General features: G+C 59.8%; 13 protein-coding genes and 2 pseudogenes. 6 read left to right on the top strand and 9 right to left on the bottom strand.

The window, feature by feature from the left end; all coding sequences use genetic code 11:
- The first annotated feature begins 103 nt into the window (after positions 1–103).
- On the top strand, positions 104–1,078 hold the full coding sequence (gene speB / locus C6558_RS23410; protein ID WP_107027731.1) for an agmatinase: 975 nt from the start codon (positions 104–106) through the stop codon (positions 1,076–1,078).
- A 43-nt stretch (positions 1,079–1,121) separates the two neighbouring features.
- Entirely contained in the window at positions 1,122–2,132 is a 1,011-nt protein-coding gene (gene tauA, locus C6558_RS23405) for a taurine ABC transporter substrate-binding protein (RefSeq protein WP_057210941.1), read from the top strand.
- 112 nt (positions 2,133–2,244) lie between these two features.
- Here tauA and C6558_RS23400 read toward each other — a convergent pair.
- From C6558_RS23400 to C6558_RS23380, 5 genes and pseudogenes are all read right to left on the bottom strand, one after another.
- Positions 2,245–2,531 (bottom strand): annotated as a pseudogene (locus C6558_RS23400) (integrase core domain-containing protein); the annotation flags it as partial.
- Between the two features lie 85 nt (positions 2,532–2,616).
- A complete protein-coding gene (locus C6558_RS23395; protein ID WP_057210945.1) occupies positions 2,617–3,357 on the bottom strand; it encodes an ABC transporter permease in 741 nt (246 codons plus the stop codon).
- A gap of 2 nt (positions 3,358–3,359) precedes the next feature.
- Positions 3,360–4,070, bottom strand: a complete 711-nt coding sequence (locus C6558_RS23390; RefSeq protein WP_063963368.1) for an ABC transporter permease — start codon at positions 4,068–4,070, stop codon at positions 3,360–3,362.
- A 6-nt stretch (positions 4,071–4,076) separates the two neighbouring features.
- A complete protein-coding gene (locus tag C6558_RS23385) occupies positions 4,077–4,874 on the bottom strand; it encodes a transporter substrate-binding domain-containing protein (RefSeq protein ID WP_158268948.1) in 798 nt (265 codons plus the stop codon).
- Positions 4,875–4,941: 67 nt separating this feature from the next.
- On the bottom strand, positions 4,942–6,336 hold the full coding sequence (locus C6558_RS23380; protein WP_057210949.1) for a M20 family metallopeptidase: 1,395 nt from the start codon (positions 6,334–6,336) through the stop codon (positions 4,942–4,944).
- A gap of 48 nt (positions 6,337–6,384) precedes the next feature.
- On the opposite strand from C6558_RS23380, the gene C6558_RS23375 reads away from it, so the two are divergent.
- Positions 6,385–7,356, top strand: a complete 972-nt coding sequence (locus C6558_RS23375; RefSeq protein WP_082523786.1) for a LysR substrate-binding domain-containing protein — start codon at positions 6,385–6,387, stop codon at positions 7,354–7,356.
- Between the two features lie 451 nt (positions 7,357–7,807).
- Here the strand turns inward: C6558_RS23375 and C6558_RS23370 are convergent, their stop codons facing one another.
- A complete protein-coding gene (locus C6558_RS23370; RefSeq protein WP_244494314.1) occupies positions 7,808–8,239 on the bottom strand; it encodes a DUF932 domain-containing protein in 432 nt (143 codons plus the stop codon).
- 11 nt (positions 8,240–8,250) lie between these two features.
- Positions 8,251–8,967: a ParA family protein gene (locus C6558_RS23365; RefSeq protein ID WP_107027730.1), complete on the bottom strand. Its 717-nt coding sequence runs from the start codon at positions 8,965–8,967 to the stop codon at positions 8,251–8,253.
- A 385-nt stretch (positions 8,968–9,352) separates the two neighbouring features.
- On the opposite strand from C6558_RS23365, the gene C6558_RS23360 reads away from it, so the two are divergent.
- The 3 genes and pseudogenes from C6558_RS23360 to C6558_RS23350 form a co-directional block, all read left to right on the top strand.
- The gene (locus C6558_RS23360) at positions 9,353–9,823 is read left to right on the top strand and encodes a plasmid mobilization relaxosome protein MobC (protein ID WP_107027729.1); all 471 of its coding nucleotides are present in this window, start codon (positions 9,353–9,355) and stop codon (positions 9,821–9,823) included.
- Entirely contained in the window at positions 9,813–12,377 is a 2,565-nt protein-coding gene (locus C6558_RS23355) for a relaxase/mobilization nuclease domain-containing protein (RefSeq protein WP_107027728.1), read from the top strand. The genes C6558_RS23360 and C6558_RS23355 overlap by 11 nt, the downstream gene beginning before the upstream one ends.
- Before the next feature lie 94 nt (positions 12,378–12,471).
- Positions 12,472–12,732: pseudogene (locus C6558_RS23350) on the top strand (DUF2493 domain-containing protein); the annotation flags it as partial.
- Between the two features lie 59 nt (positions 12,733–12,791).
- On the opposite strand, the gene C6558_RS23345 reads toward C6558_RS23350, so the two are convergent.
- Both C6558_RS23345 and C6558_RS23340 read right to left on the bottom strand, forming a co-directional pair.
- Positions 12,792–13,298 carry an RES family NAD+ phosphorylase gene (locus tag C6558_RS23345; RefSeq protein WP_057211008.1) on the bottom strand — a complete coding sequence of 169 codons (507 nt, stop codon included), beginning with the start codon at positions 13,296–13,298 and terminating at the stop codon, positions 12,792–12,794.
- Positions 13,295–13,780 carry an antitoxin Xre/MbcA/ParS toxin-binding domain-containing protein gene (locus tag C6558_RS23340; RefSeq protein WP_057211010.1) on the bottom strand — a complete coding sequence of 162 codons (486 nt, stop codon included), beginning with the start codon at positions 13,778–13,780 and terminating at the stop codon, positions 13,295–13,297. Before C6558_RS23340 ends, C6558_RS23345 begins: the two co-directional genes overlap by 4 nt.
- Positions 13,781–14,206: the final 426 nt, after the last annotated feature.

The following is a 14,206-nucleotide window of genomic DNA, read 5'->3' as shown; positions in this document are numbered from 1 at the left end:
ACTTCGGTTTGGTGAGAAGTCAACTTGTTCAACTAGCTATTCGTCTGCGCCACACGACGTGAGAGCAATCCAATGTCGAGAAATGGACGTTGGAGGAGTTGTCATGTCTGATCCAAGATTCACCCCCATAACAGGGACGGAGATGCCGCGATATGCCGGGGCGGCCACCTTGATGCGGTTGCCGCAAGTCCTCCCGGGTACTCCCGATTGGAACGACGTGCAGATCGGTCTGTTTGGTGTTCCCTGGGATGGAGGAACAACCAATCGCCCGGGCGCCAGGCAGGGACCACGGCAGGTACGTGATGCATCCACCATGGTTCGCAATGTGAACCGTGCGAGCGGCATTAATCCATTTGCATTGTGTCGGTGCGCAGATCTCGGTGACACCCCAGTAAATCCGGCAGATCTGGCAGATTCGATGACGCGTATCGAGCGGTTTGCTGGCGAGGTTTGCGTCTCAGGCATTCTTCCGCTTTTTGTCGGCGGTGATCATTTGTCAACGCTGCCCGTCATGCGTGCGGTCAGCCGACGTTTCGGGCCGTTGGGCATGGTCCACATAGATGCGCATACGGATACATGGGATTCCTATTTCGGTGGTCAGAAGTACACCCACGGAACACCCTTCCGTCGAGCCATCGAGGAGGGAATTCTCGACCCAAAGCGCACGGTACAGATTGGAATACGAGGAGCGCTGTACGCCGATGGTGATGATGGATGGGGGCGCGAGCAGGGTATCCGTGTCATCGACTTTGACGAATACAGAACGTTGGGCGTCGAACGGGCTCTGCGCGAGGCGCACGCCGTTGTTGGCTCTGCTCCGACGTACATCAGCTTCGATATCGATGCGCTTGATCCCGCTTACGCGCCAGGAACAGGAACCCCTGAAATTGGCGGTATGACCACGCACGAGGCCCAACTTCTCGTTCGAGGTCTTGATGGCATCAATTGCGTCGGTGCGGATGTTGTCGAGGTTTCCCCACCATTCGATCTGAGTGGCAACACGGCGCTCGCTGCGGCCACGCTGTTATTCGAGATCCTCTGCGTTGCGGCCAGCGGTATCGCGAGAGTCAGGGCATAATTTTTCAGAAAGCAGAAGTTTAAGTAAACTATTGGAGGAACAGATGAAATTGAACAACGCCATAGCGATGGCCGGCGTGACGCTCTTGGTTTCGTTGCCATCGGTACGTCCCGCACAAGCCGAGCAAAATGTAGTGAACATCGCCTACCAGCTCACGCCGAGCCCTTGGGTCGCTCGTGTTGCCGACAAGTCATTTGAGACGCAAACTGGCTACACGATCAATTGGCGCCAGTTCAACACCGGCGCGGAAATTATCAGTGCCATGGCGTCGGGGTCGATTGATATCAGCGTGCTGGGCTCAAGCCCGTTGGCGGTCGCAGCGACGGCCGGCCTGGACATCAAGCTGTTCTGGATACTGGAGGACATTGCTAGCGCTGAAGCACTCTATGTCCGCAATGACTCTGGCATCAACAAGCCTGCCGATCTCGCCGGCAAGAAGCTTGCGGTTCCCTTCGCCAGCACGAGCCACTACCAGTTGATGTATGCGCTGGAGCAATGGGGCATTGATGGCCAGACCACAGTGTTGAACCTCGACCCGAATAAAGCTGCTGCTGCTTGGGAGCGCAAGGATGTTGACGGTGCATTCATCTGGGGGGCTGCAATGGCGCGCCTAAAGTTGGATGGCAAGCCTTTGGTCACCTCAGGCGAGATTTGCCAAATGGGGCGCTGCACGTTCGAAGGAATGGTCGCCACCACCAGCTTCGCCGAAAAGAACAGCGATTTCATGCGCCAGTTTGTCGGCATCATCAATGCCGCCAATCAGGACTACAAGAGTAACAGGTCCGAATGGGGCGCTGAATCGGACAACGTAAAGCTGATATCCAATCTTTTTGGTGCTGATGCCGAGACTGTTGCAGAGGATATTTCCAACTATAGATATCCATCGCTCAGCGAGCAAATTTCATGCTCCTGGTTAGGGTGTGCGGCAGAAGGCGGCGGAGCAAAAACACTGAAGCTGACGGCGGACTTTCTGAAATCGCAGGGAAAGATCGGGACGGTTCTCGATGATTATTCAGGGTTCGTTACGGATGACTATCTGGAACGCGCAGAGTAATCTTTTGGCTGCTGCACGAGCGCCTCGGGGGACTTTTATAGGCCCCCGAGCATTCCCTTCTTATGATGGTGTGGACGGGTTCGCTTTATCGTCTGGAGTTTTCCGGCTGTGATCACGATGGCTTGCTGATCTCGCCACCGGGATTATTAAGCAGGATCAGAGCCTTGTAACCGATCGCCGAGTGACGACGTTCATCGTTGTAGGATCGACGCCAAGTCACCAACTTTTCGCGTGAATCCGCAAGGGTCAGGAACCAATGAACGTTCAGGCATTCCGCGCGGACTTGCTATTGAGCGCCTCGATGGAGCCGTTGTCAGTCGGCTTGCCGGGCCGCGAGAAGTCCAGCATGACGTTGTTGGCATGGGCCCAAAGGTCGAGATCTCGGGAGATCGATGTAGTGGTGGATCTAGTTGTGACCACACCTACGGGCACGAACGTCAATGACTTTCGCGCGATTCTAATCGTTTGAGCTCGATCGCACCTCTCATGCATCCGCTGAACTTACTTCAGCCTTTCGATTTCTCCCGCGCTGATGCCTAAGCGGCCGCTCGTGTGGTGGAGCAAGGTAGATTTCCAACAAACGCAATCCCAGGATCAGTGCCGAATTGATGACCAAATATATGGCGGCTACCATGCAGAATACCTGGATGACGGCGAAGGTCTCGCTCATCAGATCCTTTGCTACACCGGTCAGTTCCATCACCGTGATGGTGCTGGCAAGCGACGTCGCCTTGAGCGACACGACGATCTCGTTGCTGTAGGCCGGCAAAGCGCGTCTCACAGCTATCGGAGCGGTGACGAGAAAAAAGACCTTGATCGACGACAGTCCCAGCGCGCGGGCTGCCTCGATCGCGCCTTTGGGCACGGCGGCCAGACCGCCGCGCATCACCTCGGCCGTATATGCGCCCGAGCAAAGGCTCATGGCGATCACAGCACAGGCGAAAGGCTCCCTCAACAGGATCCATGCTGGACTTTCGCGCAGCCATGCGAACTGGCTGAGGCCATAGTAAAGTACGAAGATCTGAACCAGCAGCGGCGTGGAGCGGAACGCTAGAACATAGGCTGATGCGATAGCCCGAAGAGACCCATGACGCGAAGCACGCGCCCAAGTGGCAATACCCGCCAGGACGAAACCAAGTGGGAGGGTTGCAGCCGCAAGTGCCAATGTGACCCAGATTGCGCCAGCCAGTTCGCTAGCAACGTGTAGTGTCGTTTCGAAATCCATGATCAGCCCCAGCGCATTCTGTTCTCGACGGCGACGAACACCCGCGAGGATACGGCGACAAGCACGAAATAGATGACAGCCGCGGCGCCGTAAAAGACGAAGGGTTGTCCGGTCGTGCGCCCGGCGAGGCCGACGACCCGCATAAGCTCGGCCACAGAGATCACGGAAAGCAGTGTCGTTTCCTTGATGGCCATGATCCAGACATTGCCCAGGCCCGGCAGGGCCTGCCGGAACATTTGCGGCATGATGACCAAATAGAGTCCCAGAAACGGACGAAGGCCGAGCGCGGCGAAAGCCTCGAACTGTCCGGCTGGAATTGTGCCGTGCGCGCCGCGGAACACTTCGGAGCTATAGGATGCCGAGACGAGGGTGACGGCCATCACGCCGACCGAAAACGCGTCTATCTCGATGTAGCCGGTGTAACCGAAACCGCGCGCGACCCACATCAGCGCCCCGTTGGTTCCGAAAAAGAGAAGGAAAATGACGAGCAAGGGCGGCACTCCTCGCATCACCGTCGTATAGAGATTGGCTGCGCCCGCGATCCAGCGATTGCTTCCGAGCTTCGCCAGTGCAATCGCAAACCCAAGGGCGACACCGAGAACGTAGCCGAGGCTCGCGCAGGTTACGGTGACGCCGAGTCCGAAAAGGAGCGGCCTGGACCAGCCCTGATCGCCCCAGGCCAGCATTTGAAGAATGGACGCGTCCGCAGCCATCAAAAATCATTCTCCGCAGATTTTCGGGTCGGCCTTGGTCGAGATATCGAAACCAAACCATTGCTGCGAAATCCGTGTGACTTCGCCGTCTTTCTTCAGTTGGCAAAGGGCCACGTCCCATGCTTTGCGAAGCTCCGCGGTATCCTTGCGCATCAGTCCGCCGACACCGACGCCGAGATAGTCGAACTGCTCGAAATCAAGATTGGGTGACAGGATCTCGATCGTTTCGCCTTGTGACGAACCCGTGAGAGCTATCCACGGGGAACGCCCCGCAAGTGCGGCGTCAATCCTTCCAGCCAATAGGTCGAGATTGAGGCTGTCCTGATTGTCGTAGAGGCGGACGTTAACTTCGCCCTTCAGTTCATTGTCCATGAACTTTTGACTTTGCGTGCCGGATTGGACGCCGACCGTCTTGCCTACCAGCGCATTCTTGAGCTCTGCCCAGGAGCTTTTCCCGTTCAGGCCGGAATTTTTGGCGGCCGCAAAATTGATCGGCAGGTTGCCGTAGCTCTGCGTGAAGGCAAGGCGTTTCTGCCGCTCTGGGGTGATCGATATCCCACCGACGAGGATGTCATATTTGCCCTGCTCAAGAGCGGGAATCTGTCCTTCCCAGGGTTGGGCGGTGAAGCGGCAGCTGCGCTGCATTCGCTGACACACGAGCCTTGCCAGTTCAATATCGAAACCGGTCAGTTCTCCCGCAGGCGTCATCGAGGTCCAGGGAAGATAGCCGCCATCCGTTCCGATGCGCACTTCAGGTAAGTCCTCAGCCAAGACCGGCGTCGCGCATAATGCTGCAAGCGTCAATGCTGCGACCAGTTCCGTCCATTTTGCTTTCATGATTGTCCCCCTCATTGTATTTGTGTTGGCAGGTTCAAAAGCGTTCGGGTCGGTCGTCCGTGCCGAGGTCCCAGAACAGGCCTGCCATGATTGCAAGACCCTCTGCGACAAGTGGCGTCAGCAGATGTTCGTCCGGCGCATGCTGACAGCATCCCGAATAGGAGTGCGGCACCCAGACTGTTGGAATTCCTAACAGATCTGCGAAGCAATCGTTCGGTAGAGAGCCTCCGGCATTCGGCAGAATTGTCGGTTCCACCGCCGTCGTCCTTCGAACGGACGCAGCCGCCCAGCGCATCAAGGGATGCTCGGGATCGAGGCGTGTGGCGCCCCATTCCAGTTCTGTTGCCTTTGGGACGACGGCGACATTGCCAAAGCCGTTTTCGTCGAGGTAGGCGCGAATTGTCTGCATGAAGCCCGCCGGATCGGTATCGACGGTGTAACGGATCTGCAGTCGTGCAGATGCGCGGGGCGGAATGGCATTGATCGGTAGAGCCGGCGTGCCTGCCGTCATCGCCAAGACTTCGAGCGCCGTCCAGCCGAAGACGCGTTGCGATGGCGTCAATCCCGGCTCGCCCCACCAGCCGTCAAGCTCCGGGCCGCCGCTCTCGGCTTGAAGCTCTATTCGACCGAGTGCGGCCATGACGCCTGGAGGAACTTCAGTCGGAAGAATTCCTCGAACATTGATTTGACCGGTCGCCGACACCAGGCTGGAGATGGCGTTGGCGAGGATCACGGCCGGGTTGGCAATCAGGCCGCCCCAATTGCCGGAATGATGTGCGCCAGCCCTGAGATCGCAGATCAGATCGAAATCAACGGTTCCACGGGTGCCACCATCAAGTGTCGCGCGGTCGCGGGCCAGGCGAGGTCCGTCCGATGAGATCAGCCAATCGGCCTTGAGCTTCGAACGATGTTCCGAACAAATCTGGTGAAGTCCGGCCGAACCGGTCTCCTCAGAGGTTTCGATAAGCACCACGACGTTAAAGCCGAGGGATCCGCGCGTCGCCAGAACCGCTTCCAGAGCCAGCATCACGATTGTGTGCTGGCCCTTGTTGTCGGCGGTACCGCGACCGTAGAGGCGGTCGCCCTCGACACTCACGCGCCAGGGATCACGGCCATTCGACCATGCGCCTTCCATGCCAGCCACCACGTCCGCATGTCCATAGACGAGCAGTGTCGGCAGATGTCCTGCTTCGTCGCGCCGCGCGATCAGCAGCGGGCCGCCCATGGGATCCGGGTTGTCCAGAATGTCGCCAGTAAAGCCGAGGCTTGTGAGATCCTGCCTGAACTCGTTTAAATAACGCACGCATTCCGGGCGCCGTGCGGGATTCTGGCTTTCGGTCGCGATTGCGACGCGGCGTGTCAGATCGGCCAGAAAGCGCCCGTTGGCCAGATAGGCGACGGCGGTGGCTATAGATTGATCCCTAGACATAATCCTGCTCATTCATTGCGTTGACAGCACGATGTCACGCGGGCGAATATGCAAGCAAACCAAAACTTCTCTCGGTTACCCTTAGCTGGATTGAGTCTCGACATGGCCCGTCATTTACCACCGCTGCCCGCACTGCGCGCTTTCGAAGCTGCGGCGCGCCATCTGAGCTTCGCCAGGGCGGCTGGTGAGCTGAGCGTGACCCCGGGCGCAGTCAGTCATCACATGAAACAGCTCGAAGAGTGGGTCGGTGGACCGCTGTTTGAACGGCGCGCCAATGGTGTGGGATTGACGGAGGCCGGCCGGGTCTTTGCAACGCGCCTCGGTGCGATCTTCGATCAACTCACCGCCGTCGGCGCTGCGGCACGAGTGCCCGGCGGGCTCAGCACCGTCACCGTTCGTTGCCAGTTTTCACTCGCAACGAAGTGGCTTGCACCCCGCATTGGCAAGTTTCGCAAGGCCCATCCCGACATCTCCGTGGCTGTCATGGCTCTGCCGCACCGGTGGAGCGCTAGGGAACCGGATCCGGATCTTGCAATCTATCATGGCCGTGGAACGATTCCGGGCGTCCGACAGGATACGCTGATCAATGGCAGCCTGATTGTCGTCGGTTCGCCCGACTTGGCGGCCACCCTCCCGCCTGCGTCGACACCTGCTGACTTGTTGTCCCGGCCCCTGATCAAGGTGGATTATGCCGAACCGGGCTGGCACGATGAAGGGTGGGAAGCATGGTTTGCTGCAACTGGGTTTGGGCATCTCGAACTGCGGTCAACCTTGTCGTTCAATCTGGTGCACCTTGCGATCGGTGCCTGTCTGTCGGGCGCCGGCTTCGCTCTGGTTCCAGATTTCCTGGTCGAGACCGAACTATGCACCGGGCGGCTGGTCGATGCCTTCGGGATATCGCTGCCGATTAGGCAGCCCTATGTCATCATGACACCCGACGCTAATCTTGCGCGACCAGAGGTTGCGATCTTAAGAAGCTGGCTCTTGGATCAAGGTCTTGCGACGGCGAAACTGGGGTAACCAGTCCCGCATGTGCTTTCAGTCCGAGTACTGTTCTCGCCGGCCTCGTTCGAGCAAGAGACGCATCGTGTGCAGGTTGGTTAGTTTCACGTTGGTCCGACGTCCCTGTGAGGATCCAGTCCTTATGAATGCGGCGCGTGGGATCGGTGCAGAAATACAGGACCAAGGGTGGCCACACAGTGCTCTTCTAGTCGAAAGCTATGTTGCGACGATCTTCGCACAGTTGCTCCGTCGGCAGAGGTATATTCCTTCCGTTCGCAAAGGCGGATTGACGCCGGCAAGCCTGAACAGGGTCATCGAGAAAATCGACGAGAACCTCGATGTCGGTCTATCCCTCTCTCATTTGGCCGAGGTGGTGAATCTTAGTATTCCCCACTTTTGCAGGGCATTTAAGCAGTCGCTTGGTTGTCCGCCATATGCCTCGCCGAGAGGTCGGCATGACACCCGTAGCTTATCGTGGGGCCTGGCCGAGAACGCGATAGGTGCCTTCGATGACCTTGTGTTGGACGTCACCGGAATGGCGAACCTTGTTGGCATCGATGGTGCCGGTCTGCGTCACCAAGGAATTGAGGCAACGGACACGGAAAAGCCCGGCCATCAGCTCGTAGGCGCTGGTTCCGTCATTGGCGTTTTTCAGGAGAATTTCGCAAACCGTATCCCCGACATTGTAAATCTTGCCGTCATCGATGCGGCGTAGCCGGATGAGGTGCTTGGTAAAATCGGCCTTGCCTTCGATGCGGCTGCGCGACTGCTTGGCGCCGACCGGCATGAAGCCTTCGTTCATAAGGCCGCGCAATACCTCGATGGTCGGGATGGGTTCGAAACGTTCGGACCGGCTCTCATGGGCGGTCACGGCAAAGATTGACGGTGCGATGTGGCGCATTTCAGTTTCGGTCAGGGCGCGGCCGGTGTCGAAGCGGGCGGTTCGGGCGTAGATGCCTCCTTCGCGGTCGATCTATAGAGAGCGAGGAGTTCGCCAAGCAGCGTTTCCATTTCTGCGATCGCCTTCGGATCCGACCTCGCCGTGGTCTGCAGCGTTCCGGCCGCGCCAATCGATTGATAGGAGGCGCGCCGCGCTATTGGCTGGGATGCGAGGGCGACCCCACTTTCCCGCAGGATTTCGCGTAGCGGTTCGTGTGCCTTTGCCCGGCCGGTGACGAGATCGTGCTGGTTGATGACGATCATCGCCGCGAGCTTGCGCTTCTGATCCTCCTCGACCACGGGGATGTGATTGAGCGCGAGTTGCATACCGGCGACGACGTCGTCCTGGGTCGTCTGCAGCGGGATCAGAACGATATCGGCGCAGTAGAGGCCGGCGAACAAGTTCTCGTTCGTCGTTCCCTCGATGTCGATGAAGACGACTTTGCCCTGGTGTTGGCGCTCGAGCGCCATTTTGTAGATGCGGTTCGGGTCGAGGCAGCTTTCCGCTTCCAGGCGCTCCGGCCAGACATTCATCTGTTTCGACATCGTGACCCAGCGCATCGTGTTGGCGCGGCTATCGGCATCGATCAGAAACACGTCATTGCCCGCATGGGCTGCCGTCCCCGAAAGCGCGCGAACGAGCGTGGTCTTCCCGGTTCCGCCCTTCGGGTTGGCGATAGTGACGATCATAGTGGCTCCTTCAGTTCAAGAATAAATTATAATTAATTACAAAAGTTGCCTTTCGCAACGTAATTATTGCCCGTTGCTCGTTCACCATTGATGATTGATGACCGATGATTGCCCGCTGACGACGGGTAATGGTCAATAGGCAATCAACAATGTGGCCATTAATGATGAACAACATGTGCACTGCTAATTGTTGATTATCAACGATGAATAACCAGTTGCCAGCGCTGCAAGTGGGTATGAGCGCGTTAACAACGGGTAATTGTTCGCGCCGGAGTTTGTCGGTTCGCGCCAATCGGCCGAGGTGGTCGGATCGAGATCGTCGGTATCTGCGGATTGAGATTGAGAATAAATTATAGTTGTCTTTTCTGTGGCAGGATAGTCAAGTTTGTGGTACAAACTCGACGTTGCCCCGCCTCCGGCAGGGCTGTGGTTCGCGCCTCTGGCGCTCCGGGTCGCCTCCGGCAACCTGACAAGCGGGAAGGAAACGATGCGGAGCGAGGTGGTCAGGGTCCGACTTCAGCCCGAGGAGCGCGAGGCGCTCGCCGTGTTGTGCGGAGAAGACCGCACCGCCAGCGACGTGATCCGGCTGCTGTTTCGTGAGCAGGCGGGCCTTCCGCTTCCGGTTGGACTGGCCGAGGCAGACGCGCTGCGCGACACCAATGAGGAGCTGCGGCGGATCGGTATCAATCTCAACCAGGCGGTCCGGGCGATGAATGAGGGGCGCGTCGCCTATGAACCGCATCTCGACGCGGCGCTGCGCACTCTTCTCGACGGCCTGTTTCGGCTGCGGGCCGACGTCGACCTGATGCTGCGGATCAGCTGTGGGGAGCGGAGGGGGACTGGCCGTGGCGCATGATTGGTCCGGGCTGCTCGGCGCAATCGAGACCTATACCGTCCGTCGAGCATCGTCGCTGATTGACGAGGACGAGGAACTGCGCCGGCGGCGCGCGATCGGTATCGCGATGTCGGGGCAGGCGCCGCAGGAGCGCTTTGTACCGTCCGGCATTGCGAGCAAGACACGTCGAGGTCCGATACCGCCGAACGAGCCGACGATCGCGTCGATCCTGCAGGTGTCCCAGGCATCGCAGCGAGGTATCATCGCCCTCGTCGGTGCCTTGGGTGCTGGCCGCAATCTGGATGACGAAGATGAATTGAAGAAGTCGGCCGGCGGGGGAGGGGGCGCAGGCCTTTCCGCGCCTCGCATGGCTCAACCGATCTCCACGCGCCGCGCCGCAACGGATAGATCCTCAGCGGAAACCGCGAGCCGTGCAGCGACTGCCGCCGGTGCACAGCCGGTCGTGATCAAGGTGACGTCGACGGTATCGAGCCGGGCTTCGGCCGCGGGCCTGATGACCTATCTCGGAACCCGCGAAGTCGAGAAGGAAAACGGCGACAGGGGCAAGGTCGATATTCCGATCTACGATCAGGATGGCCTCGCGGTCGCAAGCCGCGAGGACCGGGCCGCGGCGCTGGCCGAATGGGGCGGGGAATTCCGTGACGCCTATGCGGTCAACGCGCTGGCCACATTTTCCTTTACCGTCGCCGATACGGTCGACGATGCCGCGTTTCACCGCGCCCTGAATGCCGCGTTCGGCTCAAAGCCTTTCCTCTATTCTCGGCATCCGGATGGCAAGGTCTCGGTCTACGCGGTGACAGACCTGCCGGCGAAGACGATTGCGGGCGCGTTGAAGATACGGGAGCGGGGCGATGGCCCGGCACGCGCTGTCGAAAATGCGGAGGCCAGTTTTGCACGCCGATTGGCCGACGCTGGAGTGACGGCCGAGGTGCGTATTCTCGGCGCCGCCGTCTCCGAAAAATCCGGACGCTACTTCCTTGAAAAATTCCTTCGCACCGAGAGGGGTGTCACAACGAGCTCAGGCGATCCGGTCGAACGCGGGTCGAGCGTCAAGGAAAAGGCGGATGGGATTTGGCGGGACTGGTCATCCCACATTCGCACCGTCGAGCCACGTAATGCTTTCCATGTCATCTTCTCGGCGCGGGCCGGAACCGATCCGGAAGCGATGAAGCGGGCCGCGCGGGATTTTCTGAGCGAGCAGGTCGCCGGGCATCGCTGGATCACGGCGTATCACCCCGAAACCGGCCATGTGCATATTCATGCGATGATCACGGCGCGAGACGACCTTGGCAAGGCGCTGCGCCTGACGAAGCCGGAACTCTACGAATGGCGCGAGCGCTTTGCGGCCAAGGCACGCGAACAGGGCATCGCCATGGTCGCCACCCGGCGGGCAGACGTCGCGGCCACACGGCCTTACAGCCAGTCGCAGGCCGGCGCCTATGAGCGCGCCAAAACCAATTCGCGTTACTTAAAAACCTCATCTGTCGTCAAACGTGTCGAGCGCAAGCGCGCCGGCGTCGTGGATCCCGCCTCCTTGACAAATAGAAACCTCGCGCTTGCTCCAAAATGGCAGGCAACCGCAAACGCCTTGAAGAAGGCCGGCGCGGAGCCGTCGGTGATCGCGGCGGCCGACCGGTTCGCAGCCGCGGCGGCCGGACAAGCTGCGCAGCCAGCGCCGCGCCACGCTGCCGGCTTTGCTCTCCTTCGTCTGGAGACGGAGGAGGTCGCTGACCGCGACGCGATGATTGAGATCGTCCAGCGGGTGGCCGGCGTCGATAGCAACTTCGTTTCGGCCGGCGGCAAGACAATTTATGTGCTGGTGCCCACAACGGCGAGCGTCAGCAAAATAGAGCGGGAACTCGCCAAGCAGAACGACGAGTTTGACCCGGGCGGAGAGACGCTGTCCGTCGTCAGGGATTTCGAGGCGCGGATGCTCAAGCTGGGGCTGCGTTCTGACGTATTCATCGAGGCGGTGGGCTCCTCGAAGGAGGGTTCACCGTCGCACTGGCTTCAAAAGCGGTTTGAAGCCTTTGCGCAGCGATCCGGCGCGCCGTCGAGCGAGCCGTCGGCGGCACTCAAGACCCTCATTCAACAGCAGAAGGAAAAGACCATGCCCCTATCGCTGGAACAGTTCGACGAGCGTGTTTCTCGAGCGAACAAATCGATGGACCGCCTCGAGACCATGGTCGACAGTAGTGCGGAGCGCCAGGCCGTCGAGGAGATGCGCAAGGAAATCTCCGCGCTCTTTGCCGAGCAGCGCCGCGACATCCAGATGCAGCAGATGCAATCGGTCGCTGACACCGCAGGGGAAGGGGGTACACCGCCGGCCGCCCGCGCCGACGAGGCGCGCACCCAGGACCGGGCCGCGCCGCCGACCGTCGATCCTGCTATAGCCGCCCAGCAGCAGGCAATTGCCGCCGGTCGTGCCGCTCGTGCGGCGCGGGAACAGGCTGCCACTGCCAAAGGTGCCCAGGACGAGCAGCGCCAGCAGATCCTCCGGCAGGCTGAGCAGGATCGCCAGCGCAGCAATGACCGCGATGGCGCGGAGCGCTGATCCGTCTGTAGTCTCCCTCATGTGGGGGATTCGGCCGCCGCCCGTGGCGACATCATCAATATTGCTCGGCCGACCGCCTGCCGAGAGGCGACCTGATCACGAACGCGTCTTTGATGCGCTCGATCGCGCCCGCGCCAAATTCCCGGACATGGTCCTGCTGCACGGCGGTTCGCTGAAGGGCGCCGAGCGCATTGCCGCCTGCTGGGCGGAAAGCCGCAAGGTGACCCAGATCACCTTCAAGCCGAACTGGACGAAGCACGCCAAGGCGGCTCCCTTCCGCCGCAACGACGACATGCTCTCGATCATGCCCGCCGGCGTCATCATCTTCTCGGGGTCCGGGATCACCGACGCGTGAGCGCCATGACCACAAGGCACTCTACGACCGGCCACGAGTTGTGCCCGGTCGCGCTCGCATCATGCCGATGGTGGGTGCAGCCTTGTATCGAGAGCGAAAGCCTCCTGGAACTTCAGCGCATAGGCCTCGGTGGCGGCGCTTGCCACGAAGACCAGGTTCCAGCTATGCGCCGACACCGCGCTCGGGATCGCGACAAAGCGATGCCGGCGAAGCAGATCGTCGCCGAACGCCTGTTGGCCCGCGCTCGGGATGCCGGGGCGCAGCCAGTTCGGATTGGGAACGCTGGAAGGATCGACGACATGCACCGCGGAGATGTCAGCGACCACGGCCGCCGTCAGAACATGCGGAACGGTATCAAGCACGCGAAAACCTTTATGGACCGCGACCTCAAGGATCGCCGTCGACGGGTCGATCGAGCAATAGACCGCGCGCATGCCCCTGCTGTTCCAGCGCCCGCCGACACGATAGGCGCCTTCCCCACTATCCCAGGTCGGGGCATAGGCGGCTTGGTCGAGCCGCCATGCAATCAGCTCGGAACCACCGAGCGCAATCGGCAGAGGCGTCATGCATAGACGCCGTATTCGAGCCGTTGGAGATAGTCCTCGATGAGTTCGACGCCGGCGGGCGTTCCCAAAAGATCGATCGGGCGGCGCTGGTCGAGCCCGATTGCCGGACGCTCCAGCCATTGCTCGGCTTCCGCCTGCGTTCCCAGGACATCCGTCGCCTTTGCCAGGATCTCGGCGAACTTCCATGCCCGCCCGCTTTGCTCCTGGCTAAGCGGCTTGGACGGCGCATCCCTGCGCCGCTGCCACGTCCGCAAGCTCATGCCGACGGCCTTTTCGAGGGATTCGGTCTTGCCGATGAAGAGCAGGCTTCCGACGAGGTGATCGATCGCCGAAGCCGGCAAGCCATGCAGCAGGAGCTCATGGGCATCGAGCGCACTCGTCAGACGGCGCGACAGGACACGCGTTCCGCCGAGCAACGCTGCGACCTTCTGCAATTCTCCGCCGGTTGCTTCCGGGAAGCCATTTTCCACCGCAAGTGCCATCGTGCATCTCCTACGTCATCTGTCGTTCCATATATGACAGCTGGCGCGACTTCTTTCAATAGGTCCGTGGAAGCCGACAGCCTCGACCGCGTCACTGCGGCTTTGCGGGGCAGGCAGTTTCACGCCACACTTTTGTGTTCGCTCAGCGAAGGTATGGCGGCCGAAACCCGCGCCGAGATGGATCGGGAACTCTTTGAGCGTGATGCTCAACGAGGCGAAACAAGTCAGTGCAAAAGTAATCATGCATCGAATCATCTTTGGCCCTTGAGGCGCCGGCACATTCAAATGGGCCGTTGACGCTGCAAATGATATGTCACTACATTGCGCTACTTGCGGACGGCCGCTATGAGCGCAGCGAGACGAAGATGCACGTCACGCGATTGATTCACCTCAGTGAACTACTTGATTTTTCGCCAATAGATTTGA

Origin of the sequence: Ensifer sp. NM-2 (assembly GCF_003024455.1) — a bacterium.
Taxonomy (GTDB): Bacteria; Pseudomonadota; Alphaproteobacteria; order Rhizobiales; family Rhizobiaceae; genus Ensifer; species Ensifer canadensis.
Note: the sequence above shows the minus strand (reverse complement) of the source record. Positions and strands in the feature narration are given on the sequence as shown.

Coding starts and splice junctions, on each gene's coding strand:
- C6558_RS23345 (WP_057211008.1), bottom strand. CDS start 13,298: ATGACGCCTCTGCCGATTGCGCTCGGTGGTTCCGAGCTGATTGCATGG.
- C6558_RS23370 (WP_244494314.1), bottom strand. CDS start 8,239: ATGCGCCACATCGCACCGTCAATCTTTGCCGTGACCGCCCATGAGAGC.
- C6558_RS23365 (WP_107027730.1), bottom strand. CDS start 8,967: ATGATCGTCACTATCGCCAACCCGAAGGGCGGAACCGGGAAGACCACG.
- C6558_RS23340 (WP_057211010.1), bottom strand. CDS start 13,780: ATGGCACTTGCGGTGGAAAATGGCTTCCCGGAAGCAACCGGCGGAGAA.
- C6558_RS23390 (WP_063963368.1), bottom strand. CDS start 4,070: ATGGCTGCGGACGCGTCCATTCTTCAAATGCTGGCCTGGGGCGATCAG.
- C6558_RS23375 (WP_082523786.1), top strand. CDS start 6,385: ATGCAAGCAAACCAAAACTTCTCTCGGTTACCCTTAGCTGGATTGAGT.
- speB (WP_107027731.1), top strand. CDS start 104: ATGTCTGATCCAAGATTCACCCCCATAACAGGGACGGAGATGCCGCGA.
- C6558_RS23395 (WP_057210945.1), bottom strand. CDS start 3,357: ATGGATTTCGAAACGACACTACACGTTGCTAGCGAACTGGCTGGCGCA.
- C6558_RS23380 (WP_057210949.1), bottom strand. CDS start 6,336: ATGTCTAGGGATCAATCTATAGCCACCGCCGTCGCCTATCTGGCCAAC.
- tauA (WP_057210941.1), top strand. CDS start 1,122: ATGAAATTGAACAACGCCATAGCGATGGCCGGCGTGACGCTCTTGGTT.